The following is a 24,793-nucleotide window of genomic DNA, read 5'->3' as shown; positions in this document are numbered from 1 at the left end:
CCACCACGACCACCACGACGGTCACCTTTACCAACACGGTGCAAAACACTGGTAACCGTGACGACGTGCTGAATATCGTCTTTGACCCCAGCAAGGACCTTGCTGGCTTCCCCGCCGGAACCAAGGTCACCTTGCAAAACCCCGACGGCACCCCGCTGACCGACCACAACGGCGACGGCATCCCCGACGTGGGCACCGTGGGCCAGAACAATACCGCCGACATCCTGGTCAAAGTCGAGTTCCCTGCTGGCAGCACCCCCGCTACTGGCGTGATCCCGACCGTGACCGTGTACGTGGTCAGCTCCAACGATAAGACCAAGAGCGATCCCACCAAGGACATCGTCAACCTGCCTGGTCTGGCCTTCGGTGATCCGAACTCCGGCATCGGTGGCGACCCTACCCCCGTGGGTACGCCCCCCACGGGCACCACCACCGACTTCCCCAACGGCTCGGGCAACCCCAGCAACCCCATCTTGCCCCCGGCCACCTGCACCGCTCCCATCCGCACCTACCTGCCGATGGAAGTGGGCAACACCGGCAGCGCCACCGACCTGTACAACATTGACGGCACTGCGCCGATCAAGCTGAGCAGCGGCGCAAGCGTAACCACCCCTATCAAGTACTACAAAGACGTGAACGGCGACGGCAAGCTTGACAGCGGCGACACTCTCTTGGTCGACACCAACGGCGACGGCAAGCCCGATACCGGCCCGATTGCTGGCGGCACCGAAGTGAAACTGATCGCTGTGCTGGACGTACCCTGCGACGCTGCTGCCCAGACGATCACCCTCACCCAGACTGCCACCTCGCCCAACACCGGCGCGACAGGCACTGACGGCAATAACACCGTTACGGTTGGCACCAGCGGCAAACCCACGGTCACCAAGAGTGTCAACGTAACTGAAGCCAAGCCCGGCGAAACCCTCACCTACACCATCGTCGCCAAGAATGCCAGCAATGCCAACGTCACGGCTGCTCGCGTCTGCGACAAGGTCAATGTCGTCGCCACCTTCGTGTCCTACACCGCTACGACCAGCGCAACAGGCACAGTGCTGTACGGTCTGGCCGACAGCACAGGTAAAGTCTCCAGCTGGCAAAAGACTGCCTTTACCACCACGCCTCTGGAAGCCACCATTTGCGCAGGCGTCGATACCAACGGCGACGGCAACATCACTGCTGCCGACATCCTGAAGCCCGGCGAAACCATTACCGCCACGTTCCAGCAGCGCATTAACGACAAATAAGCCCTCTGCGGCGCACCTGCCTTTCGAGTGGGTGCGCCTTTGCAAACAGGGAAGTCAGCTATTTTTTTCTCTTCCTGTTTCCTCTGTTGCGCAACAACTGCAACCGTCTAGGGCCATAACAAGAGACTCTTTTTTTAAGTTCTTTTCGTCTGAGGAGGCCAACGTGCAAAAACCCCGATTTTCCAAAAAACTGGTGGCATTAGGGCTTTCCCTGGCCTCAGCCGCCCTGGCGCTGGGAACGCCTGCCGGGACGGTTATTCAGAATATCGCCATGTTTGAATTCAATAACGAAGATGGTACCAAAGTGAAGGTGCCCTCACCACCCGTTACGACCACCGTCGTTCCAGTCTGTAGCCCAAGCGTGCTGCCTAACGGCACCGTCGCTTCACCTGGGCAGGTCATGACGGCTATGCCTGGCAATGGCGTGGTCTTCCAGTACACCCTGACCAATGCCAGTAATTCGGCCAATACCTTTAGCCTGAGTGTTCTTAACGACGCGGCTTCACAGTTTACGAGCGCAATGACGGTCTACCAGGACACCAATGGCAACGGCCAGATTGACAGCGGCGAAAGCCCCATCACTCAGCTGACCCTGCCTGTCGATGGTTCGGCTAACCTGCTGGTCCGGGCCGATACTCCGGGCAACGCACGGGGCAACGCCTACGTAAATCTGGTGGCCGCCTGCGCGACCAACGTCACCGGGGCAGGCAGCGAACGCGACGACAACAACGTTGCCCGAATCAACCTAACCGAGCCGCCCGCCTTTGCAATTGCCAAAACCTTTACCCCGGCGCAGGTCAAGCCTGGCGGAGAAACCACCGTCAATATTACGGCCAGCAACTCGGGCGGGGTTTCCAAAGAGGTAACGGTCAGCGACTTCCTTAAGACTCCGGCGATGCGCGAGTTCACGTTCATCAGTGCCAGTGCGCGGTTGACAGGCACGGCAGCGGGGGCCGTTCTGGAATACAGCGCCGACGGCAACACCTGGAGTACCAGCGAACCCAGCAGTGTCGTGGCGGTTCGGGCACGCGCCAGCAGCATGACCACGGGCACCACCCTGGGGCTGAATTTCAGACTTAAAGCCCCGGAAGCCGACCTGGGGACGCGCCGTAACATCGCGCAGCTGGTAAGCACCGGACAGACTATTGAAGGCCCCGCAGACGTGACGGTCAAGTATTACCCGGTGATTGCCCTGGGACCCATCAATAACCCGGAAGCCAACCCCGGAGGAGAAATGAGCGCCGATGACCGTCAGGTTAAGGCGGTCGCGGTGGTTGGTCAGGCACTGTGCTTCTCTCATACGGTCAAGAACCTGGGTGAGCGCGACGACACCATCACGACCACCGGAGCGGTGAACACTGGCGCAGCGGGCATCGTCTTCCGCGACATGAACGGCAACAAGCTGAGCGAGCCTTTCAGCGTCACCCTGGCCCCGCAGGCCACCAGTGACTTCAAGGCCTGCTACACGCCGACCCAGACGGGCGGCCCCGACGAAGCGATCAAGGTGACCCTGACCAGCACCAGTGGCCGGGGTGCAGCCAACAACAGCACCGTGGACGTCATCAGTACCGTCGCCGAAAACAGGATCAAGCCCGTCAAGACTGGCAACAAGGGCAGCGCACTCGTGGCCCCCGGCGACCAGATCAGCTATGCACTGAGCTTTACCAACAGCCAGAGCTTTGCGCTGAACAATGTGGTTTTGACCGACAACCTGAAAAACATCGAGCAGACCTGTGGTCAAGGCGGAGTACCGGGCAGCGTCACCACCAGTACCCTGGACTTCATCAGCGCCGACCAGGGCGGAACGCTGGACGGCACCAACGTGATCTGGAAATTTGCCGCCGTGCAGCCGGGTCAGGCCGTAACGGTCAACCTCAAGGTCAAAGTACCCGACGGCACGCCGGACTGCGCCTCCATCACCAACGTCTACACCGTGACCAGCGACGAAATCAATACGCCGCTGCCTTCCAATCCAGTCATCAACCCGGTCTTCAATCCCGACAACCTGACCTTCAGCAAAACCAGCACGCCCAGTACCGTCGTCGTGGGTGAAGAGATCACCTACATCTTTACGGTGACCAACAAGAGCACCACGATGCCGCTCAATAATGTCGCGGTAGACGATGTGCTTCCTGAAGGGCTGAGCTACGTGGAGGGCAGCAGCACGCTGGACGGCGCTTCGATTACCCCGGTGATTGACCCGGCCAACCCCCGCCACTACACCTGGACCGTTCCTGGCCTGGCGGTCAACGGCAACGCCGAAATTCGCTTCCGCGCTCTGGTCACCCCGGGCCAGGAGACGCCTCAGCTGGTTAACAACGCCACCGCCACCGCTGTCGCCAGCGGGCGCGTGGTCAAGACGCCGACTCGCTCGGCAGTCAACAAGATTTTGCCCCTGAGCTTCGGGCCGAACAATGCCGATGTGGTGGGCTACGTCTTCCAGGATCTTAACCGTAACGGGGTCTATGACTACGGCAAGGATATTCCGGTACAAAATGCCCGCGTCATCCTGGCCAATGGCCGTACCTCGCTGACCGACCAGCAAGGCCGTTACCACTTCCGCAACGTGCGTGAAGGCAACTGGGCGCTGCGCCTGGACCCCAACAGCACCTACTTCCAGAATCTGAACATGCCGCAGGATGCCGGACTGGAGGGCAGCCGCTCGGTGTACGTCCGTAACCTGACCAGCGTGGACTTCCCGCTGGCCCCTGACGCAGGCGACATTGCCGTTATCCGCGACACCACACTGAATATCAAGGGTGGCCCGGCCAACGCCCAGAACACGCTGGCCGTTCGCAAACAGGTGTTTAGCACTACCAAGGACACGACGCTTTACACCGTACAGCTGATGCTGACGGCCAGCGCCCCGCTACACGCCCTGACCCTGACCGACCCGCTGCCTGAAGGCGCACAGCTGGTCAGCGGCCAGAACGTGCTCAATATCGATCCCCTGCCGGGTGGCATACGGAGCCTGACCTACAGCTTCCGCTACACCGGCGACGTGAAAGGCGCTGTCACTGACCCGGCAGCGAGCTGGAGGTACTGAGAGTGAAACATGCCATCATGACGCTGACGGCAGCGCTCCTCGGTGCGGCTGGTGCCCAGGAAATTGCCACCTCGTTGCCCCTGACCAGCATCGGCCAGGAGCTGATGTGGACGGTCGGTGACCAGGATCTCAAGCTGGTGGTGGGCGTCAGCTCACACGTTCAGCTTGATATTTACGGAGGCCAGTTCGACCCGCAGGATTACCGCAAGCCCGTGCAGTTCGGCGACGAAAACTACTCGACCGCCACGCCTAAATTGCCGGTAGACAGCACATTTACCCTTACCGATATTAACGGTAAGGTCATCAAGGAACACAACTACGGTGCCGGAGAGCAAGACTGGCAGACCTTCATCAGTCAGGACCTGCCCGCCGGGAACTACACCCTGAAGGTTCGCACCGAGGGCAAGGGCAAGAACACCTTCGCCTTCCGCCTGAACTCAATCAGCGCCGCCGTCCAGACCAATCACCTCAACGTCACCATCCGGAGCAACGACTGGGTGCCTGCGCTAAACGTGTACAACCCTGGCGGCAAGATGACCGTCCGGATGTACGACGGCGACGGCCCCAAGGAGTTGCAGGCCGAGTTGCGCGACGCGGCGGGCAACGCCTACCCGATCAAGGTCAGCGGCCAGTTGCAGTGGGACACTATCGACGTGCCCGAGGCCAAGGGCAACTACACCGTTTACCTGCGTCAGCCCCAGCACACCTACCAGTTTTCCAACTCGGTTGGTTTTGAACTTGCCAGCGGCCCGATCACGGTCGTGCAGGCCGATACCACCGGCAAACTGGACATCAGGGCCGAGCTGATTCTGCCGGACGAGGTGCGGCCCACGCAGGCCAACGTCACGGTGGGCGAGCAGACTTATAGCGTGCAGGGCAGCGCCGGACCGTTCAGCGTTCCCACCCATGATTACGCAGTCACCGCCGAGCCGATCAAGGGCGCGGAAGTCACGGTCAACACGCCCAGCGTCACGGTGGTCAAGCAGGAGACCGCGCATGTCTCCGTACAGGTCAAACCCACGGTCAACCTGACCTTCCAGGCCGACAAGCCTGAAGTGTGCGTGGGTGACGTGGTGAAATTTACCGCGCAGGCCACCACCGAATTCGAGCGTGAGCTGCTGCCCGCCTCGCTGCAAGTCGCCCTGCCCGCTGGTCTGAGTGCCGACGGCAGCACCACAGCCACGGCCAAGGTGGATGCCAAGAACCCCGGCCAGCTTGTTTTTGAAGCCAAGGCAGTCACGGCGGGCGACGGCAGTGCCAAAGCCACCCTGCTGCCCTGGAACAAGACCCAGGATCTGGCGATCAAGGTGCTGCCCAGCGCCACCCAGATCGAGTTGCGCCGCGCCGATCTGGCCGACGCTCTGCCCGGCGACACCGTCACGGTTACCCTGAGCCTGAAGAACACCTCCTCGGTCGCCGCGCCCTACACCCTCAAAGATGAGCCGGGCGAGAGCCTCGAAGCGCTCGACTCGACCACCTTCAGCGGCGAACTGAAGCCCGGCGAAGAAAAAACCGTGTCCTACAAGGCCCGTGTCAAGGGTCAGCCCGGAGTTCAGGACAACCTCAAGGCCACCCTGAGCAGCAACTGCGCCAGCTCTCAGGTGGTCGAGGGCACGCTGAACGTTCAGACGCCGCCGCCACCGCCCGCGCCTGTCGTGGCGATCAGCCGCGAAAGCACGCTGCGGATTCCCTTCGATTCACCGCGCTCGGCCACCCAGATTATCGTGGCGCACCAGCCGCCCGCCGGAGCCAGCTATGTGCCGGGCAGCAGCGCCCTCAACGGCAAGGCCATCGCCGACCCACAAGTCGCGCCCAGCGGAAAATTTTACTGGACTACCCCTGGCCTCCAGCGCGGCGTGCTCACCTACCACGTGACCCACACCGAGGCGCTGCCGACCCTGAGCAGCCCGACCCTGATCGGCAAGTACGCGCAGGACAAACTTGAAGTGCTGATCGGCGAGAATACGGCACTGACCGAGGCCCGCAACCTTCAGGAATTGCCGGTCAGCACGGCGGAGAATGACGGAGCACTCAAATTGCCTCTGGCCGAAACGGTCTTCCGTGACCGTGACCGGATTACGGTGGCCGTCGAGGGGGTAAAAGATGACCTCTTAATGCCCACCGTCAACGGTGTGGAGGTTAAGGCCGCAACACTGGGCAAAACCACCACCGACAAGGTAAAGAATACCCAGCGCCGGGAATTTTTCGGGATTCCGCTGCAACCCGGCACCAATGTCGTGTCTTACGGCGGTCAGACGGTCAAGGTCTATCTGGCCAGTCGCCCGGTAACGGCGGAACTGGCGCCCGAGCAACTGGTCGCCGACGGAACGACGCCCGTGCGTGTGGCGATCAAACTGCTGGACGCCGCCGGACTGACCAGCGGCAGCACCGTTACGGTTCAAACCACCCGCGAGGTTACCCAGCAAGACGCCCGCCCCGCAGTAGCCAGTTATCAGGTCAAGCTTAAAGACGGCGTCGGCGTGGTCGAAATGGAACCGATGAGTGCGCCGGGACGTTTCGACGTGCGCGTGCTGGTGGGCGAAAAGGCCTTTACCCGCAGCTTCGAGAGCCTGCCGAGCAAAACGCGGGTCGGGATCGGCATGGTCAGTGCGGGCGTGCTTCTTTCGGGCCTGGGGCAGGGCAATACTGCCCTCGCTGGCGAGGCGATCGGACACGGTTACCTTGAAACGCCGATCGGTCAGGGCAAACTGTATGTCGCGGGCAGCGGCGCAGTGAATGTCGAGTCGCAAAACGGCAAGGCCACCGCGACCAGTGACCGTTCACAGGGCCTGCCGACGACTGCCAACCCGCTGGAACGCTACCCCACCTACGGCGACAGCAGTACCCATGACGTGCCGCTCGAAGGGATCGATCCGCTGGCCTTCCGCTACGAGCACCCGAAGTTCAACTTGCAGTACCGCCAAGCCCAGCTGCCCGTCAACGTCTTCGATACCGGCGTTAGCCCCACGGCTCTCAGCGGCTTTACCCGCAGCAATCCGCAGGTCTCTGGGTTCGTCGCCGCCGTTCCCAACGACCTGACCCGTGTGGTTCTCGACCCCAAGGGACAGCGCGTCTTACCGCTGCACCTGACGCGGGGCACCCTCCAGCCCGACAGCGAAACGGTCGAACTGATCACGGTAGACCACCTGACCGGAGCCGTGACCTATAAGGCCCTGCAACGCCTGAGCGACTACACCGTCGACAATGCAGCGGGGGTCATCTACTTCCAGAAGACCGTCAACCTGACCGATGAGTATGGCAACGACCAGCGCGTGCGCGTGACCTACCGCCTCGACGACCCGATGGATCAGCGCCAATTGGCGTGGGGCGTACAGGTCGGCACCCGCCTGATGGACAATCACCTCAGCCTGGCTGCCGCTGCCGTGCACCTGGACGACGTGAACTCCTTCGGGGTGCGTGCCCGTTACGCCGATGATCACAGCGCCGCCGATCTGCTGGTCGCCACCTCGGGTTCGGGCGTTTTGGTCAACGGCACCGCGAATATCAGGAGCGAGCGCCTCGACGCCTCGGCCAGCGTTAAGTATCAGAACGACGACTACAAGGGGCTGAACAGCGGCGGCGTGGGTACAGCCGTGACGGCAAAGGCGCTTTACAAAGTCACCGACCGGATCGGTGTCGGTGTGGATGGCTTGTACGTGCGCGGAGCCACGCTGACCGACCCGACGACCGGTATAACCACCACGGCCTCCAACGGCGGGTACGTGGATGTCAAGGGCCTCTATGACCTCAAGCCCTTCTCGGTGGGGGCCGGTGTCCGCGCCGGTTTCGGAGATCAGAAGGGCCTAGGTGTCGTCGGTATGCTTGGGTACAGCCGCAACAACGTCAGTGTGCGGGTCGAACACGCGCAGTCGCTCACGGGCGACCTGCCTTCCTCGACGGTTGCCGAAGTCAGTGTGCCCGTGGCGCAGAATGTGACTTTGAAGGCTACCGACACCGTTCGCTGGGGCCTTGATCAGCGGGCCACCGTGGGGCTACAGGCCCGTTACGGCATGACCAATCTGGCCGTGAACTATGATCTGCCTGGCGCAGACGGCTGGGGCAACCGCGCCCGTTTCGGAGTCGATACCACCCTGCCGATCAACAACCGCCTGGGCGTGGGCCTGACCGGCTCTTACATCCTTGACCTCAAGGGTCATGACAGCGGCTGGAATGCCGGGGCCTCCCTCCAGTACAAAGACTCTCAAGTGACTGCCACCCTTGCCACCGACGTCTCGCACCGCGACGACGGTTTCCGGGTGGGCCTTAAAGGCGGAGCCGCCTACAGCCTGAACGACCAGCTGACCGTTAGCATGGACGCCACGCACGTGCAGGGTCCCCAGGCCAGCGATACCGGCAACAACCTCGCCGTGAGCATGGCGCTGCGGGCCAGCCAGTGGCAGGGCCTGGCGTACCTGCGCTACAAAGACGGCGCACTGGCGGGCAACAGCCCGGAAGTCATCGGCGAAGGCAACCTGGAATACCACACTCCGCGCTACGCCCTGCGCGGCGGAATCGCCGGACGGATGCTGCTGAACAACCACGACAGCCTGACCTACCAGGTCTCGGCCAGCGGCACCTACTACGTCACCGACCGGATCGGGCTGGGCCTCGCCGGACGCGCCCTGGTACAACCGGGCAGTAACTATCACGGCTACAGCGCCGGGATCGAGGCCAGCCTGCGGGCACTGCCCGGCACCTGGGTCACGCTGGGCTACAACCCCTGGGGCTTTACCGGCATCGGGTCGAACCTCTACACCCGCCAGGGCGCTTATGTCCGCATCGACATGATGCTTGACGATCACCAGTCCAATGGGGTCAAGTGCCAGGCGGCGGCTACCGATTGCGCTGCACCTGCGTTCAGCAGCGTAAGTTCCAGCTCTGCACCTTTCAGCCCTGCCACCTTCAGCCCTGCGGGGCAAACGGCTCAGCCAGTCCAGACGCCCCCACTGCCCCCACTGCTGGCGCCTGGTGACGCGTTGCCCCCCCTGCCCCTGAACGCTCCGGTGGACCTGAATCTTCACCCGACCGAGGCCCCTGAACCTGCTGGCACTTCGTTGGAGGGTAAATGAACATGCATAAATCCGTCTCTCTTTCTACCCCGCGCCCACTGGCCTCTGCGCTAGCGCTTAGCCTGAGCCTGGGAATGCTCGGTGGCCCGTTAGGCGGTACGGCTCAGGCAGCGCCGCTGGTTCAGAACATACCAACCGTGACGGGCAAGATCGACTATGTAGCGATTGGCGGCAGCTTCCGTAGAAACAACGGCGACTCCGGAGCGGGTGGGTATCCGACAAATGTTCCTCTGACGACTGATCAGGCCTCGGCGGTCTATACCACGGCAACCACCAAGCTCAGTGACCGCAACCAATACCAGGTGGTTCCGGCGGGGGCTACCGTTGAGCGGGCTTTTCTGTACTGGTCGGCCTCGGAAGACAGCGATGCATATGACAGCAGCGTGACCTTCGGCGTCGGTGGCAGCAGCTTTCCGGTGACTGCCACGCGCAGCTGGACCGATTCGGCCTCAACGTCGTGGGGCAACATTTACGGTATGTCGGCTTATACCGAACTGACAGGTGCGGCGCTGACGGCCCTGAAGACCAACCCCAACTCCGATCTGAGCCTGTCCAATCTGACCATCGGCAGGTCACCAGACTGGACTGCCTATAAATTCGGGACGGTGTTCGGCAACTGGTCGCTGTATATCGTCTATTCCAAGCCTGAATATTCCACCAAATCTCTGTTCCTCTACGACGGCGGGCAGTGGGTGGTCGATGGCACAACCACGGCGACGGTGAGCGCCACTAATCTTTCGGTGCCGGACGCCGGGATCAGCAAGGTGTCCAAGATCAGTGTGGCCGTTTCGGAAGGCGATCCGATGTATAACGGGGCCAGTAACGACGACCGCATGAGCATAACGGCGGCCAACAACGGTGTGATCCAGAGCTCCTATCTGTCTGACAGCTATCACACCAGCTCGGACTTTTTCAACGGGTCGGTGACTTATGGGGTCAACGGTGGCTCTAGCTGGCTCCAGTCGAACACCTCCAACGTCTACAGTACCCAGACCGAGGTGCAAAACGGCACCGCCAAGTCCGGCGGTCTGGACTTCGCGACGCTCGACATTTCCAACAATGTCGACCCCGGGGTCGATACCCTGTCTGCCTCGATGTCCACGTCCAGCAGGCGCGAGGTTATCTACCTGTACAACCTAGCCCTTATGACCACCAACACGCCCAGCGGCGCGGCCCCCGACCTGCGGATCACCAAGACCGACATGGCGCCTAACAAGACGGCCACGGTCGGCATACCTTTCGATTTCCGACTAGGCGTAGACCTGGTCAATACTTCGGCAACTGAAGCCTACAAGGTGATCACAACCGATACGCTGCCCGCCGGTCTCGATTTCGTTTCGGCAAAGGTCAGCTACGACGGGGGCAGCACGTTCACCGCTGTCACGCCGACGACCAACATCCGCAACAGCAACGGCACCACTACGCTGGCTTTCCCGGCGGTGGAACGCCTCGATCCGGGCGGCGCGGTCTACGACAGTACCGGCAAGCGGATCGGCACTGGAGCGGTGCAGTATCTGGTCACGGTCAAGGCCAACAGCGGCGCACTGGGCACCAGCAGCAGCGTGACCCTGACCAACACGGCCAAAGTCAGCACTAGCACCTCCGAAACCAATCTGGCGAACAATGTGGCCAGCGACATAGTCAAGATCGCGCTTCAACCGCAATTGACCCTGACCAAGACCAGCAACGCGGTAGGCGGCAAATGGTCCTCGGGGCAAAACGACACCAGCTATACCCTGACGGTCACGAACAGCAGCGCCGTACCGACCAGCGGCATGATTACGGTGCAAGATCAGTTGCCCACCGGCATGGTTCCGCTTAACCCCACCTTTAGCCCGGCGACCGGCTGGGTCTGCACCACGTTCGGGCAGCTCGTAACCTGTACAAGTACCGACGTGCTGGCCCCCGGAGCCTCAGTAGCGCTTAATGTGCCGGTGAATATTGCTGGCGTGTCCCTGGGGCCAGTGATCAACAAGGCCAGTGTAGGCGGCGGCGGCGACCCCGACCCACTGCCTACACCTGGCTCATGTACCCCGGCGGCCACCAATCCGGGCAACCAGTGTGGCAGCGCGACCGTGACGGTCACAGGCACCGTTAAGCTAGTGGTCGAGAAGACCGTGCAGAACATTACAGCGGGCACCCCGGTAGCTCTGAGCAGCACCGGCAAACCCGGCGACGTGCTCGAATACTGCATCAAGACCACCAACCAGGGCACGCTAGGCGCCACGAACCTGCACTTTGGGGATAACGTACCAGCTGCGACGGCCTTCCTGGAAAGCGCTTATGGGGCCGGTAAAGACATTCACCTGACCACCACGACCGGCACCGACACCTTCTATACGGCGGCGGCAGACACCGACCAAGGGGCTGTGACCTCGGGCCGGGTCACGGTAGACGGCCTCACCTTCACGCTCCAGCCCAAGCAGGCGTTCACCATCTGCTTCCGCACGACCATTCAGTAACGCTCCGCCTGGCACTTCTGGGCAGCGCGGACAGGGCAGGCCATCTTCCGGGGTGGTCTGCTTTGGCGTGTGGCCCATTTGCGTGCGGCCTATTTGAAACTAAGGCCGGGCGCGTATACCTTATACAGATTCCGCTAAATTCCACCACAGGCGGAAAAGCGCCGCCTGCGGCTCCATACCGCAGAATCCGTATGCTGTTCCTACTCGCATCCGCTCAGATTGATTCGGAACTGCACCGAATCAATCGGAATCCGTATTATACGGATTCCGGGCGTGGAGTTGACCACCCAGTGCATTGGCAAGTTGTCAACGAAACACACGGCAGTCCGTATGACGGGAGAAAGTTTCCCAGGAACTCCGGCTACGGGCCACAGGAGAGCACGCAGCCAACCCGAACTCTTCTCACGGTCTCCAAAAAAGGCGCACCCATGAGCAATCAAACCGACCTATTCGGCCTGCACCCCGAGGCCCCCAAACCCCTGTTTCCCGCCGACCTGCCCGCAGACTGGAAAGAGGCGCTGGCCGCCGAATTTGCCGCGCCCTACTTTTATGAGCTGCGCGATTTTCTGGTGCAAGAGCGCCGTGAGCACACCATTTACCCACCCGCGCCGGACGTGTTCAATGCGCTACGGTACACTCCGCTGAGTAAGGTCAAGGTCATGATTCTGGGGCAGGACCCCTACCACGGCCCCGGTCAGGCCCACGGCCTGAGTTTTTCGGTGCGGCCTGCCGTGCGTATTCCGCCCAGCCTGCGAAACATCTTCAAGGAGTTGCAAAACGACATTCCCGGTTTTACGCCGCCCAGAGACGGCGACCTGCGGCCCTGGGCGCAGCAGGGCGTGCTGATGCTTAATGCTGTGCTGACCGTGCGGGCCGGGCAGGCCAACAGCCATCAGGGCCGGGGCTGGGAACAGATGACTGACGCCGTGATCCGGGCCGTCAATGCCAGGCCCCAGCGCGTGGTGTTCGTGCTGTGGGGGGCCTATGCCCGCAAAAAAGCCAGACTGATCACCGGCTCCCAGCACGTGATGATCGAATCGGCCCATCCCAGCCCACTCAGCGAGGCCAAGTTCTTCGGCACGCGCCCCTTTTCCAGGGTCAATGCGGCTCTGGAAGAGGCCGGGGAATCTCCAATCGACTGGCAATTGCCTGGGCAGGCCAATGAGTAAAGCCCGGTGGTAAAGGCAGGCGGCAGGATTCGGGCACGGCGCAAAACTGGACTATCCTGAAAGTGACGCTGTTGTTCCAGCCCTCGTGCTCCAGCCCTCTTGCCCCTCTGCCCTGCTCTGACGCCCAACAAAGCTTTTGGCTCCCGCTTCATCGGGGCAGGCATCCGCTGCTCACGGTTATTGAAAGGTTGGGCCATCCTTTCGGGGCCGGGATAAACAGCGCTCAGGTCAGGACGCTGGCCCCGCCCTTGAGAAGCGCTAGGGCGACCAGCACCACAAACATCACGGTGCGCTGCCAGCGCTGCGGAAACTGCATCATGGCCTGCGTGACCAGATTCGACAGGTACAGCCGGGCCAGCGCCGAGAGCACGGACAGCACCAGCAGCAGGTAAAAGCCGATCACTGGAATCAGACTACAGACCACGGTCAGCACGGCCTCGACGGCTTGCAGCGGGACGGCGTACAGCGCCGAGATATACACGAATTGCCGGAAGCCCCCGCGCCCCCCCAGCAGCCGCCCGACCACGAAAGCGACGCCGGTATTGACCACGAAGGTGAACATGAAACTGAGGATGCTGCGGTAGACCGACTCGAACGCCGTTCCCGTGATGATGCCCACCGCCAGCGCAAAGAGGCAATTGAGGAGCGCCGCCAGAACCACGAAGCCCAGGCTGCGGCGCAGCACCGAGCGACCGGCAAACGTGGCGCGGTTGCGAATCATTTCGGCGTCCTGATATTCGAGGATATCGACGCCGTCCCCCCACATTTGGCTAAAGGTTTCACGGGAGCGTTCGCGCAGGCGCTGAAAGCGGGTCAAGGCCTGTCTTCCCCAGTTTGCCCACTACTCGTTTGCCCAGCCCCAGCCCCGGCCTCGGCGGGCCGCAGCAGCTCGTTGCGGCGCACGAAGGCCCACATGAAGCGCCCCAGCACCAGCGTCTGCGATCGGTAGACGCTGACGGCGTCGCCTTTGGTTTCTTCCTGTTCCCCGGTCAGCGGAAAGCGCCGCCAGACTCCGCCCTGTTCCTGGGCACGCGGCGGGTACAGTCCCAGATCGGGGTGGTTCCCCTTAGGAATGGGCCATTCCAGACCGTCGTGAACGGGGAAAAAGAAGACCCGCGCCCCGATCTCGTCGGCCAGTCGCACGGCGGCGTGCGCGGTGGCCCGGTGGTCGGGGTGATGATCGAGCACGCTGGTCGTCAGGATAATTTTGGGCCTGACCATCCGCGCGATAAGTTGCAGTTCGCGCTCGACCTGCTGCCCGGTGTAAGGCGCGTCCGGGCGCAGGGCGTCTTGATACGGCACCCGGCTCACCCGCGTACTCGGGCTGAAAAAGGGCGTGGTCAGGTACTGGTTTTCCATACGGGTCAGGCCACGGTCCGGAAACCCCAGGAACAGCACGTGACTGGCCGGAACCCCCAGCACCCCGGCGGCGGCCCGCGCCTCGTCCATGCGGCGGGCGCCGTAGGCCCTGATCGCTACGCCGCCGTCCCAAAAGCGCTGCACGTAGGCCGGAGTCCAGGGAAAAGCGTCGCCGCTGGTCATGAACACGACCCAGACCTGCTGTCCCCGACTCAGCGCGTCTTGAATGATGCCCGCCGCGCCCAGGGTCTCGTCGTCGGGGTGCGCAGACAGCACCAGAATCGGCCCCGGCAAGGGCGATTGCACCGGCAGCTCCTGCCCCAGCTGATCCTGGCGGTTAAGCACCACCTGAGCCGGAACAAAAGACCGCCAGCCGTTGATGGCTGAGGCCAGGGCCAGCGACATCATGGCGAGGAGCAGCCACACATAGGTTTTCTGCCAGCGCCGCAAAAACCCCAGATCAATCCGCTTGCGCGGTGGGGTCGCCTGCGCCGGAAGACTCACCCCGACAGCATAGTGTGCTGGCCCCGGCGGTAGCGAAGCTACTTAGCCTTTAGCCGTTCCCAGTGGCGGCCAGTCGAGTTTGCTACTCCAGTCGGCGGGGCTGTCGAACACCGCCACCGCACCGTCCAGGCGGTCGTCGCCGCCGCAGCGCAGGGCAACAGTACCGACTCCGCTGCGCCGCGCCGCCTCGATGTCAAAAGGGGTATCCCCGACCATCAGCACTTCCTCTTTACCCAGGCCCAGTTTGCCCAGCGCCACCTGAATGATGTCGGGTTCGGGCTTGCTGGCCCTGATCTCATCCGAGTGGACGCGGTTGGGCAGGAGTTGGGCGACCCCGGCCAGTTGCAGTAGCTGCTCGACGATCTCGTCTTCGCCCGAGGACCCCACGATCAACTGATAGCCGCGTGCCAGCAGCGCCTCGACCAGGGCCTTTGCGCCGGGCTGAGGCTTTACCTTGCCCAGTTCCTCCGCCACGAAATGCTTTTCCCACCCCTCAACCAGCCGGTCGAACTGCGGGGTGCCGACCTTCACGCTGGTCAGCTCGGGCACGACCTGATCGCCGCCCTGGCCGATCAGCGGGCGCACCTGTTCAAAAAGCACACCGAAACCCTCGTCCCTGAACGCCGCTACCCAGGCGCGGGCATGGCCGTCGTTACTGTCCACCAGGGTGCCATCTACATCCAGAATCAGTCCACGGTAAGCCATTTTATTAGACTACCCGCTGGGCGGGGAGGATGTGGTGGCGGCGGACAGGTTCACAGGTTCTTCCGGCCCCCGGCGGCCTGGCCTATTCGCTGACCTCATAGAAGGTTTCCTGGGCGATCCGGTCAGGAAACTTGCGAATAAAGTCCACCGTGCTCAGAGCCTGGGTGCGGTGGCAGGCAATTGCGTGCAGCTTGCGGGTCATGAACGCGCCGACCTCATGGCGGACATTGGGCCGGAGCCACAGGGTCAGCAGTTCCTCGTTTTCGGGGGCGCTGTCGTTGGCGTAATACCACAGGCGGGGGCGCTGGCCTTCCGGTAGGCTGTCCCAGGCGGCCTTAACCGCCTCGTGGGTCGTCACGTGGTCGGGGTGGCCGTTGCTGCCGTTGGGCGGAAAGGTCAGCACGATCTCGGGGCGGTGGCGCAGCATGGCGTCGCGGGCCACCTCGATCAGCGGCTCGCGGGGCTGCTCTCTCAGGTGCTTGTCGGGAAACTGGTGCTGCTCGTGAACCTTCAGACCGATCACGTCGAGGCAGGCAGCCAGTTCGACCTGGCGCATCCGGGCCAGTTCCTCGGGGCCTTCGCACAGGCCCAGGGTGCGGCCCGCCTCACCGCGTGTCAGGGTGACCAGACCGCACTCGTGGCCTTCTTGTAAGTAGGTCATCAGGGTGCCCGACGCGCCGTAGACTTCGTCGTCGGGGTGGGGAACTATAAGCAGCAGTTTCATGTTCAACAGCATACGGCTCCGTTCTCCTAAACTGCGGGGCGATGTTACTGAGTGTGGACTGGGACGCCTTCAGCGCCACCCGTGAACTGGTATTCGACGCGCCGATCTGGGGCACGTCTGACCGCGAGGCCGACCGCCTGAAGGTCTGGCGTGAGCGGCTGCGTAAGCGCGGCGGCACCGACTGGAGCAGTTTGGAACATGACTTTCCGCTCTATCCCACCTGGCGGGCACTGGAGCAGTACGCCGGGGTGCCGACCTGGGTGGCCCTGAGCCATGCCGAGGCCTGGAGCTGGCTGGAGTGTTTTGAGCCGCAGGACGTGCTGAACATAGATTCGCACCACGACCTGACCAGCTTTTCGGGAGACGGCACCCGCGTCAGGCCGGGTAACTGGGCAGGGCTGGCGCTGGCGGCGGGCCGGATTACCCGCTACACCTGCCAGTATCCGGCGTGGCACGCAACTTTGCCGGTTGCTGAGGGCTATGATCTGGAGCGCACCCGGTTGGAAGTGGCCGCGCTGCTTGCGCCAGAGCTTATGCCGCGCGTGCGGCTGCTGCGTGCAGGCCGTGATCCCCGCTGGCCCGGGCGCCACAGGCTGAACGGGATTTTGCTGGTGCAGTCGCCCGCCTGGACCAGCCCGGCACACGACCCGGCTTTTGAGGAACTGCGCCACGTTTTACAGGCCCAAGTCATGACGCCCCCACTTGTACGCGTCCGCTAGGGCTAATACGGATTGCGCTCAATTCCGGCACACCAATCTAAAGCACCAGATATGCCGCTGCCAGCAGCGCTGCGAGTCTATAGGGACCTGCCGGGCAAAGAGTGCATCACCCGGCAGGTAACACCCATCAGGGCGGATGTCAACAGGTTCAGTGCAGTGTAAACTGCTCTGGCCGGGCTTTTTGTGCCGCCACCCTCTACCCTATCCGGTTCTATCCAGACCCCACGTCGCCCACTGTTCAGGAGAAACGCACTTTGACCCAGGCTGCACCCCAGAACGCCGAAGCCCTGACCTATCAGGTGGGGGTCTTCGCGCTTGTGCGACAGCACGACACGGTGCTGCTGGTACGGCCCCACAAGCTGCTGCTGCCCGGCGGCCCCCAGAGTTTGCCCGGCACGATCCTACAGACCAGCATCACCGGGCTGGGCATCATCGAAACGGCGCTACGGCGTACCCTGCTGTCTCAGGTGGGCATTTCGGTCAGCGACCTGCGGCTGGTCGGCAGCCACGTCGTCCGTGCAGGCAGCGAATCGCGGCCCCACCTGCGCCTGAACATGATTTTCGGCACCGAATACTGCTCGGGTATTCTGAACCCGCAGCCCAGCGACCTGAAAACGGCGCACTGGATCGCCCTGAACAAACTGAAAAACAACGTGCCCGACTGGTTACGGCTGGCCCTCCAGGAGCTAGAGACGGTGGCGGCTCCGAGCACGGCAGCCGTGGCCCCGGCAACAGGTGGCCTGTTCAGTCGCCGCCGCTCGTCAGAAAAGTAGAGCATTTTGCAAAAAGATGGCAAAAAGAGCACCATCTTTTTGCCGAGTGGAACGAGTGAACAAGAAAGAGTAGGACGTAGAATGAAGGGGCGGCGGTGCTTTTCCGACGTGCCCATAGTTCGGAGAACTGCTCTAAACACGCCTAGCCAGAGGCGGTTACGCGGCCTGCTCGAAAGCCATCCGGCGCTCCAGATCGCTCAGCGCTTCTTCGTATAGCGCCTGACCGACGTTCGGCACCACCGCCAGGAAGGTCGCGGCGTCGTGCAGCGAGACGTGTCCGCTGCTGTGGCTCCAGCCCGGCCCTTCTGCCAGCAGTTGCACGCGGCCAGCAGAGAGGAGAAACCGCACGCGGCCTTCTTCTGTCCGCGTGTCACTGAAATGGCGGGTGACGTTCATGCTTACAGCTTAAGCGACGAACCTGATACCAGCATCACCCAAAATGATGACGGCCTTTATGTCGCCAGATAAAACAGGGGCCGCAGGCCGTGTGAGCGCCAAAATACCGGGCACCTAACCAAATAGCGCGTGCCACACGCTTCTTTTCTTCTCAGACAGAAAGCTGAAACAGGGCGTACACTGAAGGTCTATCGCCGGAACACTCCGGCCATGAAAGGGGGTGAGACGCACATGGGAACCAAGGAAGAAGTCCGTTCGCGGCTAAGTATCGCGGATGTGGTGGGTGAATACGTGCGTCTCACTCCGGCGGGCAAGGGACGCCTGAAGGGTCTGTGCCCCTTTCACAAGGAAAAGTCGCCCAGCTTTCAGGTAGACACCGAGCAGGGGTACTACTACTGCTTTGGGTGCAAGGCAGGCGGCGACATCTTTTCTTTCGTGCAGCAGACCGAGAACCTGAGTTTCGGCGACGCGCTGCGTAAGCTGGCCGAAAAAGCGGGCGTGCAGGTCGAGCTGAAGTACGGCGAGAAGTCCAGCCGCGACCTATACGAGGTCAACGCCTTTGCGCTGGCCTATTTCCGCGAGCATCTGCCGGGGCCGGGCCTGGAATATCTGAGGCGACGTGGTCTGAGTGACGAAACGATTGCTGCCTTCGAGCTGGGCTACGCCCCCGAGGGTTGGGACGGCCTGCTGAAACTGGCCCGCACCCGGGGGGTCAGCGAGCGGCAACTGCTGGAAGCCGGGCTGCTCATCGAGAACCCGGAGAACGGGCGCGTCTATGACCGCTTCCGGGGCCGCGTCATGTTTCCTATCCGCGACCACCTGGGCCGTCTGGTCGGCTTTGGCGGGCGCGTGCTGGGCGACGAGAAACCCAAGTATCTGAACACTCCCGAAACCGAGGCCTTCAAGAAAGGCGAACTGCTCTACGGGCTGGACAAGGCGCGGAGCGGGTTCAAAGACGGACCGGGCAAAGAGGGCCAGTCGGAAGTGGTGGTCGTCGAAGGCTACATGGACGTCATTACCATGCACCAGCACGGCTTTACCGGCGCGGTGGCCTCGCTGGGTACGGCCCTGACCGCCGACCACGCCACCCTGCTTGAACGCCTGGGGGCACAAAGCATCACGCTGATGTTCGACCAGGACGAAGCCGGACTCAAGGCGACCCTCTTGGGGCTGGATCAGGTTATCGGAGCCAAGTTCCGGGTACGGGCGACCAGTGTGCCCAGCGGCAAGGACCCGGCAGACGCACTGGCGGCGGGCGACGACGCGGGCATCCGGCAGGCGCTGGCCTCCGGGCTGGACGAGGCTCATTACCGCGTGCAGGCCGCCGTCGAAAAGTATGATTCGGGCACCAGCGACGGCAAGCGCAAGATTCTGATGGAACTGCTGCCCCGCATGCAGAACCTTGACCCGCTGGACGAGGGAGCCGAGCGGATGCGGACTCTGGCCTGCGAACCCCTGGGCCTTAAACCCGAGGCGCTGTTCGACTGGATCGCGGGCCGTTCCAAGCGCAAAATGTTGACCGACACGCACCTGGCCGCCATGAGCACCAGCCACGCCGAGGAAGACCGCGAGGTGGCGCTGCTTAAGCAGCTGCTGGTCGATCCCAGCCTGCTGGCCAAACTCGACGGCTCGATGCCCTGGCGCAACGAAGCCGTGCGTAAGGTGATGCTGGCCGCCCAGGGCGCACAAAGCCCCGACGCTATTCTGGAGGTGTTTCGGGGCCAGCCCGAGGAACCGCTGCTGATCCGCCTGATGTTCGAGGGCCGCGACGCGGGCACCATAGGCCGGGCCAACTCCGAACAGTACGAGCAGAAGGTCAACGGGTACGCCGCCGCCGCCGTGGACGATATTCAGGTAACCATGAGCATAGACGCCATGCGCTCGGAGGTGGACCTGCTCAAAAAGCAGGTGTCGAGCGCCCCGCTTCCCGAGCAGCTGAGCATGCTCAAACAGATTCAGGAGTTGCAGCGGGCCATCGAAGCCGAAAAGCGCGGACGCCGCAGCCTCGCCTGAAGGCTTTGCGCAGTGTGCCGGGCCGGGCGCTGTCTTCTTGGGCAAAACGGCTTCTTGGTCAGAACGGCACCCAGAATGGGGCCTGGTCGCTGTCTTGACCAAAACGGCACCCTTGAAGGGGCCCGGTCGCTTCCCCACTGTGCTGGCATTTAGCGGAATCCGTATTAGGTCTGCGGTCTGTTCAGAAAGTCGGCTGCCCGCTTTTCCTTGAAGGCATTGACCCCTTCACGGTACTCCCAGTGGGCGCCCGCCACCTGTTGCAACTGCGCCTCGTGCTCCAGCGCCTCGTCCAGTGAGGCATTCGCCGCCGCGTTCAGCGCCTCTTTGGTCAATTTAAGGGCGTGAGCGGGGCGGGCGGCCAGTCGCTCGGCATAAGCCTGAACATCGGCCCGGAAGGTTTCGTCGGGGTAAAGGTGCTCGCACAGGCCCAGGCGCTTGGCTTCGGGGGCAGTGACCTTTTCGGCCAGCGCCATCAGCTCAAAGGCGCGGTGATAGCCTACCAAGCGGGGCAAAAACCAGCTGCTGCCGCTGTCGGGCACCAGGGCGATATTGCTAAATACTTCGACCAGCGACGCCGAGGCCGCCCACAGCCGGATGTCCCCGGATAGGGCCAGACTCGCCCCGGCTCCGGCAGCAATCCCGTTTACGGCGGTGATCACGGGCTTACCCAGCGAACGAATCGTCTGAATCAGGGGGTTATAGGTCTGATGAATATGCTCGGTCATGCGGCTGCTGTCCACTTCGCTCAGGTCCTGCCCGGCACAGAAGGCGCGGCCCGCCGCCGTGAGTACGACCACCCGCACCGAATCGTCGGCATCAGCCTGCCGGAGCTGTTGGGTCAGGCTCAAAATCAGCTCGTCGTTGGCGGCGTTGAGCTTGTCAGGCCGGTTGAGGGTCAACGTGCGAACTCCAGCTCTGGTCTCGGCCAGCACCACAGATTGTTCGGTCATGTCTGTAGCGTACCGCTACACTCGGGCAGATATGCCGCACGCCGCCCTCCCGATTATCCTGGCCCTAGACGTCAGCAAAAACCGTATCGGCTTTGCCGTCAACGCGGGCACCCTGGCTTTTGGCCGGGGCAGCGTGGACCGCAAGCGCCTGCCCCTTGACCTGAAGGCGGTGCGCCTGAAAGTCGAAGAGACCGGAGCCACCACCTTGTTGCTGGGATTGCCCCTCAGAACCGACGGCAAACCCAGTCCCAGCGCCGAGCGGGTTCGCGCCTTCGGAAAGGTGCTAAGCGAAAAAGGTTACGCCGTGACCTACCAGGACGAACGCTTCACGACCCGGCGGGCGCGTGATCTGGGAGCGACAGATTTAGATGAAGCGGCGGCAGTACAGATTTTGGAACTGTACCTACTAAATATTAAAATGTATTGATATATTTATCATATTTCTAATCAACTTTTTCATTTAAGGCCCTGTGCTTTTCCAGAATTTCGGATTTGATGCGTGCTGCCAACCACAAGTAGCTACATACCAGAAAAAGCGGCAAGACCAACTAATTCATACACGAGTCAGGCATTCATCAGAAATAAAACCCGCTATGAGAAGCAACATGAGAATCCTTGACGAGTCATGATGGGTGGCCCTATTGTCCTATCAGGCTTTAATAGTGAGATTCGCCAAAACGTCACTGGACAGTAAATCCGGCAACTGACTCCAGTTCGGTTTGGGACGGAATCCTGGGGAAGCTATCGTCTGGAGGATCTAATGAATAAAAACCTAGCACTACTGTCTTTAACTGGCATTCTGACTCTGGCCTCCTGTAGTCAGAACAACACCACACCCACCTGCACCACCAATCAAACTTTGGAAAATGGTGTCTGCGTTACCAAGCCCGTAACTGTGACCAAGGGGGCAGTCTCGATCTCTAACCCCAACGGTTACACGGTTGTGGTCAAGGACTCTACGGGCGCTATTGTTCCCGCCACCAGCCTCAACGATCTGGCTCCCGGTAACTACACCGCCAGCTTCAGTAAGGACGGCTACGTCAGCCAGAATGTTCCTTTCACTGTCAATGCGGGCGCGACTACCCCACTTGTTGCTCCCACTCTGGCGGCGGTAATCACGACCACGCCCAACACCTACTACTACATTGACTCCAAGGGCGTTCAGCAGCCTATTCCGGCAGTTGATACGTTGGCGACCAATGTGGGCAGCAAGTTCGTGTTTTCTGCCTGGCTGCAAGACCAGACCGGCGGAGTAAACCCCGGCAACCTGGCGGCCAGCGCCAAAGCTCTGGCAACCGAGCAGACGGAAGTTGCCCCCCTCAACACCCAGAACATTGCTGCGGCGTTTGTGGGTTACAAGGCGGTTGACGGCAACGTTTACCCTGTAGTCGGCGCTGGCGTACGCTGGGACATCGTTCAGGCGACCAGCCAGACTAAGGTTCGTTTTGCTACGGCTGATGACGGCTCCATGGCTTCGGGCGCTCTTCGTCCCCAGGACATCAACGACCAGGCAATGAACGCCAACACCTGGACTAACCGTGCCACGGCGACTTCCGTTAACGTTCCCTTTCCTTCCAGCCCTGATTACCCCACCAATAACGTCACGGGCGTAACGACCCCCAACACCGACGGTTTCACTTGGACCGCCCTGTGGATTCCCGACGGCACCAGTGATAAGGCTGACATCACCGCCGTAGCCAGCATCAACGGCACTGAAATCAACAAGACCGTGCTGCACAAGCTCTTTGCCCCCAGCGCCAAGCTGGCTATCGCCAAGACTCCCAAGACTCAGACTGTTAATGTCGGCGACAACGCTACCTTCACGGTCACCGTGACCAATACGGGTGCTGGCCCAGCCGCTGGCGTCAAGCTGAGCGACGTGCTGTCGTCCGGTACGGCTGCCAACTATCAGGTGGTTAGCGTAACGGGTGGAACCGTCTCCGGCACTGGCTTCAACTCTACCTTTGACATTCCTGCCGCCACGACTGCCGCTGACGGCACCGTTACCCCTGCCACTGTGACCATTACCCTGGTTGCCAAGGCCAGCGCTGTAGACCAGTACTGCGATACCGTTACCGTTAACAGCTACCAGAACGGTGCATTTGGCATGATCACGCCTAGCGGCATGAGCGACTCGGCCTGTGTCACGGTTGTCGCTCCCACACTGAACATTGTCAAGGAACTGGTTGATGCTAACGGCACTGTTATCCCCAGCCCGGCTAACGTAGCCAAGAACACGCCCGTATTTGCCCGCATTACCGTGAGTAACAAAGGTACTGCTGCGGCCAATAACATTGTTGTCACCGAAGCTTTCCAGGGCACGGGCGCTGTGGCTAACTACACGTTGGGTGCAGTGAAGGCTGCTCCGGCCACCGTTACGACCACAGCCAATGCGAGTGGTGAGGGCTTTAGCACCGCCGCCTTCAACCTGGCTGCTGGTGCGAATCAGACCTTTACCTTCCCCGCACAGGCCAGCGTTGACGGCACCTACTGTGATAACGCCTCTGCTGTTGCTCAGAACACCACCGGCACGGCGGTCACCGTTGCGGGCAGTCCCACCGCCAACGTTTGCTTTACGGTCACCAGTCCTAACCTGACCATCACCAAGCAGAACCAATCGATGAGCGGTGCGGTCCCCGTACCTAGCCTCTACCCTGGCTCCAGCTACAAGAGCGTTATTACCGTCACCAACAGTGGTACGGGCGCTGCGACTGGCGTTGCGGTCAGTGATCTGCTGGGCAACCTGAACAATACTACTTACAACACCTTCGGCAGCGGTACGTTCACCATCACGAATGGTGATGGCACCACCGCCAGCACCGGCAGCCTCGCTGCGGGTACGACGGCCAACACCATTACTACGGTTCCTGCCAACGTGACTCTGAACGCCGGGCAAAAGCTGACCCTTGCGCTGACCAGCACTATCGCTACTGCTTCTGCTCAGGGTAGGTACTGTGACGTAGCAACCTTCACCAGCACCAACGCGGGCACCAACACTGCTAACGACTGCGTGACCGTGGTTAACTACGTTTCTACCCGCACCCAGATGTCTGACGGTGATAGCAAAGATGCCAGCAACAAGGACCCTATCCCTGCTGACGGCAAGACCATACTCACTCTGTCAAGCGGTATGGGCGTAGAAAACGCTTCTAACGAAGGTGTCAAGAACAATGTTATGGTTTACAACTTTGGCTCGACTGATCCTCGTGGAGCAACCTCCGGTGTTTTCCAGGTTCAGAGCACCGATGTCTACTATGACACTACTCCTACCACCAACCCCAATAACGGCTCTATCACCAGTGACTACACCCGTCCTGGCGTGGTCAAACTGACGCTGGGTACGGACTACACATTGACCCCCAGCGCGACCGTTACCCCTGGCCAGTCCCAGACCATCACCCTGACCCCTGGCTTTACCATTGCTACTGGCGGCGTGGTCTGGGTCCGTCATAACATAGTTGCTCCTGTCGGCACGACTCCCCGTACCTACAACAGCAGCGTGCTGTGGTCCGGCAACGGAGTCCTCGACAATGTGGCTACTGGTGGCGCTGCCGGCGAACCCACCACGACCCTTCTCCCCAACGTATCTGATTAGCGGCCAACTTCCCCTCTAGCGACCAAGCAGGTAGACTCTAGGGGTGACGGGAACGGCAACTGCGA

15 protein-coding genes and 1 pseudogene are annotated in these 24,793 nt (G+C 61.6%); 10 read left to right on the top strand and 6 right to left on the bottom strand.

The window, feature by feature from the left end; genetic code table 11:
* The 5 genes and pseudogenes from QZ269_RS06645 to QZ269_RS06625 all read left to right on the top strand — a co-directional run.
* Nucleotides 1-1,244 (top strand): annotated as a pseudogene (locus QZ269_RS06645) (hypothetical protein); the annotation flags it as partial.
* A gap of 163 nt (nucleotides 1,245-1,407) precedes the next feature.
* A complete protein-coding gene (locus QZ269_RS06640) occupies nucleotides 1,408-4,290 on the top strand; it encodes an SdrD B-like domain-containing protein (protein ID WP_291425587.1) in 2,883 nt (960 codons plus the stop codon).
* Nucleotides 4,291-4,292: 2 nt separating this feature from the next.
* On the top strand, nucleotides 4,293-9,359 hold the full coding sequence (locus tag QZ269_RS06635; RefSeq protein ID WP_291425585.1) for a hypothetical protein: 5,067 nt from the start codon (nucleotides 4,293-4,295) through the stop codon (nucleotides 9,357-9,359).
* 2 nt (nucleotides 9,360-9,361) lie between these two features.
* On the top strand, nucleotides 9,362-11,821 hold the full coding sequence (locus QZ269_RS06630; protein WP_291425583.1) for an isopeptide-forming domain-containing fimbrial protein: 2,460 nt from the start codon (nucleotides 9,362-9,364) through the stop codon (nucleotides 11,819-11,821).
* Between the two features lie 428 nt (nucleotides 11,822-12,249).
* On the top strand, nucleotides 12,250-12,990 hold the full coding sequence (locus QZ269_RS06625; RefSeq protein ID WP_291425581.1) for a uracil-DNA glycosylase: 741 nt from the start codon (nucleotides 12,250-12,252) through the stop codon (nucleotides 12,988-12,990).
* A 223-nt stretch (nucleotides 12,991-13,213) separates the two neighbouring features.
* Here the strand turns inward: QZ269_RS06625 and QZ269_RS06620 are convergent, their stop codons facing one another.
* From QZ269_RS06620 to QZ269_RS06605, 4 genes are all read right to left on the bottom strand, one after another.
* Nucleotides 13,214-13,807 carry a YIP1 family protein gene (locus tag QZ269_RS06620; RefSeq protein WP_291425579.1) on the bottom strand — a complete coding sequence of 198 codons (594 nt, stop codon included), beginning with the start codon at nucleotides 13,805-13,807 and terminating at the stop codon, nucleotides 13,214-13,216.
* Nucleotides 13,804-14,853, bottom strand: coding sequence for a PIG-L deacetylase family protein (locus QZ269_RS06615; RefSeq protein ID WP_291425578.1), 1,050 nt, complete (start codon nucleotides 14,851-14,853; stop codon nucleotides 13,804-13,806). Before QZ269_RS06615 ends, QZ269_RS06620 begins: the two co-directional genes overlap by 4 nt.
* 42 nt (nucleotides 14,854-14,895) lie before the next feature.
* Nucleotides 14,896-15,558: an HAD family hydrolase gene (locus QZ269_RS06610; RefSeq protein ID WP_291425577.1), complete on the bottom strand. Its 663-nt coding sequence runs from the start codon at nucleotides 15,556-15,558 to the stop codon at nucleotides 14,896-14,898.
* Nucleotides 15,559-15,640: 82 nt separating this feature from the next.
* The gene (locus tag QZ269_RS06605; protein WP_291425576.1) at nucleotides 15,641-16,282 is read right to left on the bottom strand and encodes a PIG-L deacetylase family protein; all 642 of its coding nucleotides are present in this window, start codon (nucleotides 16,280-16,282) and stop codon (nucleotides 15,641-15,643) included.
* Nucleotides 16,283-16,323: 41 nt separating this feature from the next.
* Here QZ269_RS06605 and QZ269_RS06600 point away from each other — a divergent pair, with 41 nt between their 5' ends.
* Both QZ269_RS06600 and QZ269_RS06595 read left to right on the top strand, forming a co-directional pair.
* Complete coding sequence (locus QZ269_RS06600) at nucleotides 16,324-17,001, top strand: arginase (RefSeq protein ID WP_291425574.1); 678 nt, start codon at nucleotides 16,324-16,326, stop codon at nucleotides 16,999-17,001.
* A 254-nt stretch (nucleotides 17,002-17,255) separates the two neighbouring features.
* Nucleotides 17,256-17,774, top strand: coding sequence for an NUDIX domain-containing protein (locus tag QZ269_RS06595; protein WP_291425572.1), 519 nt, complete (start codon nucleotides 17,256-17,258; stop codon nucleotides 17,772-17,774).
* A 156-nt stretch (nucleotides 17,775-17,930) separates the two neighbouring features.
* Here the strand turns inward: QZ269_RS06595 and QZ269_RS06590 are convergent, their stop codons facing one another.
* On the bottom strand, nucleotides 17,931-18,170 hold the full coding sequence (locus QZ269_RS06590) for a hypothetical protein (protein WP_291425571.1): 240 nt from the start codon (nucleotides 18,168-18,170) through the stop codon (nucleotides 17,931-17,933).
* Nucleotides 18,171-18,401: 231 nt separating this feature from the next.
* Here QZ269_RS06590 and dnaG point away from each other — a divergent pair, with 231 nt between their 5' ends.
* Entirely contained in the window at nucleotides 18,402-20,183 is a 1,782-nt protein-coding gene (dnaG, locus tag QZ269_RS06585) for a DNA primase (protein WP_291425591.1), read from the top strand.
* Between the two features lie 164 nt (nucleotides 20,184-20,347).
* Here the strand turns inward: dnaG and QZ269_RS06580 are convergent, their stop codons facing one another.
* A complete protein-coding gene (locus QZ269_RS06580) occupies nucleotides 20,348-21,133 on the bottom strand; it encodes an enoyl-CoA hydratase-related protein (protein WP_291425569.1) in 786 nt (261 codons plus the stop codon).
* 31 nt (nucleotides 21,134-21,164) lie between these two features.
* Here QZ269_RS06580 and ruvX point away from each other — a divergent pair, with 31 nt between their 5' ends.
* Together ruvX and QZ269_RS06570 are read left to right on the top strand one after the other, a co-directional pair.
* Nucleotides 21,165-21,560, top strand: a complete 396-nt coding sequence (ruvX, locus tag QZ269_RS06575; protein ID WP_291425567.1) for a Holliday junction resolvase RuvX — start codon at nucleotides 21,165-21,167, stop codon at nucleotides 21,558-21,560.
* Nucleotides 21,561-21,893: 333 nt separating this feature from the next.
* Complete coding sequence (locus QZ269_RS06570; RefSeq protein WP_291425565.1) at nucleotides 21,894-24,728, top strand: hypothetical protein; 2,835 nt, start codon at nucleotides 21,894-21,896, stop codon at nucleotides 24,726-24,728.
* The last annotated feature ends 65 nt before the right edge of the window (nucleotides 24,729-24,793 follow it).

It is taken from the genome of Deinococcus sp. (genome assembly GCF_018260405.1).
Lineage (GTDB): Bacteria > Deinococcota > Deinococci > Deinococcales > Deinococcaceae > Deinococcus.
This window is presented reverse-complemented; position numbering and strand designations above follow the sequence as displayed.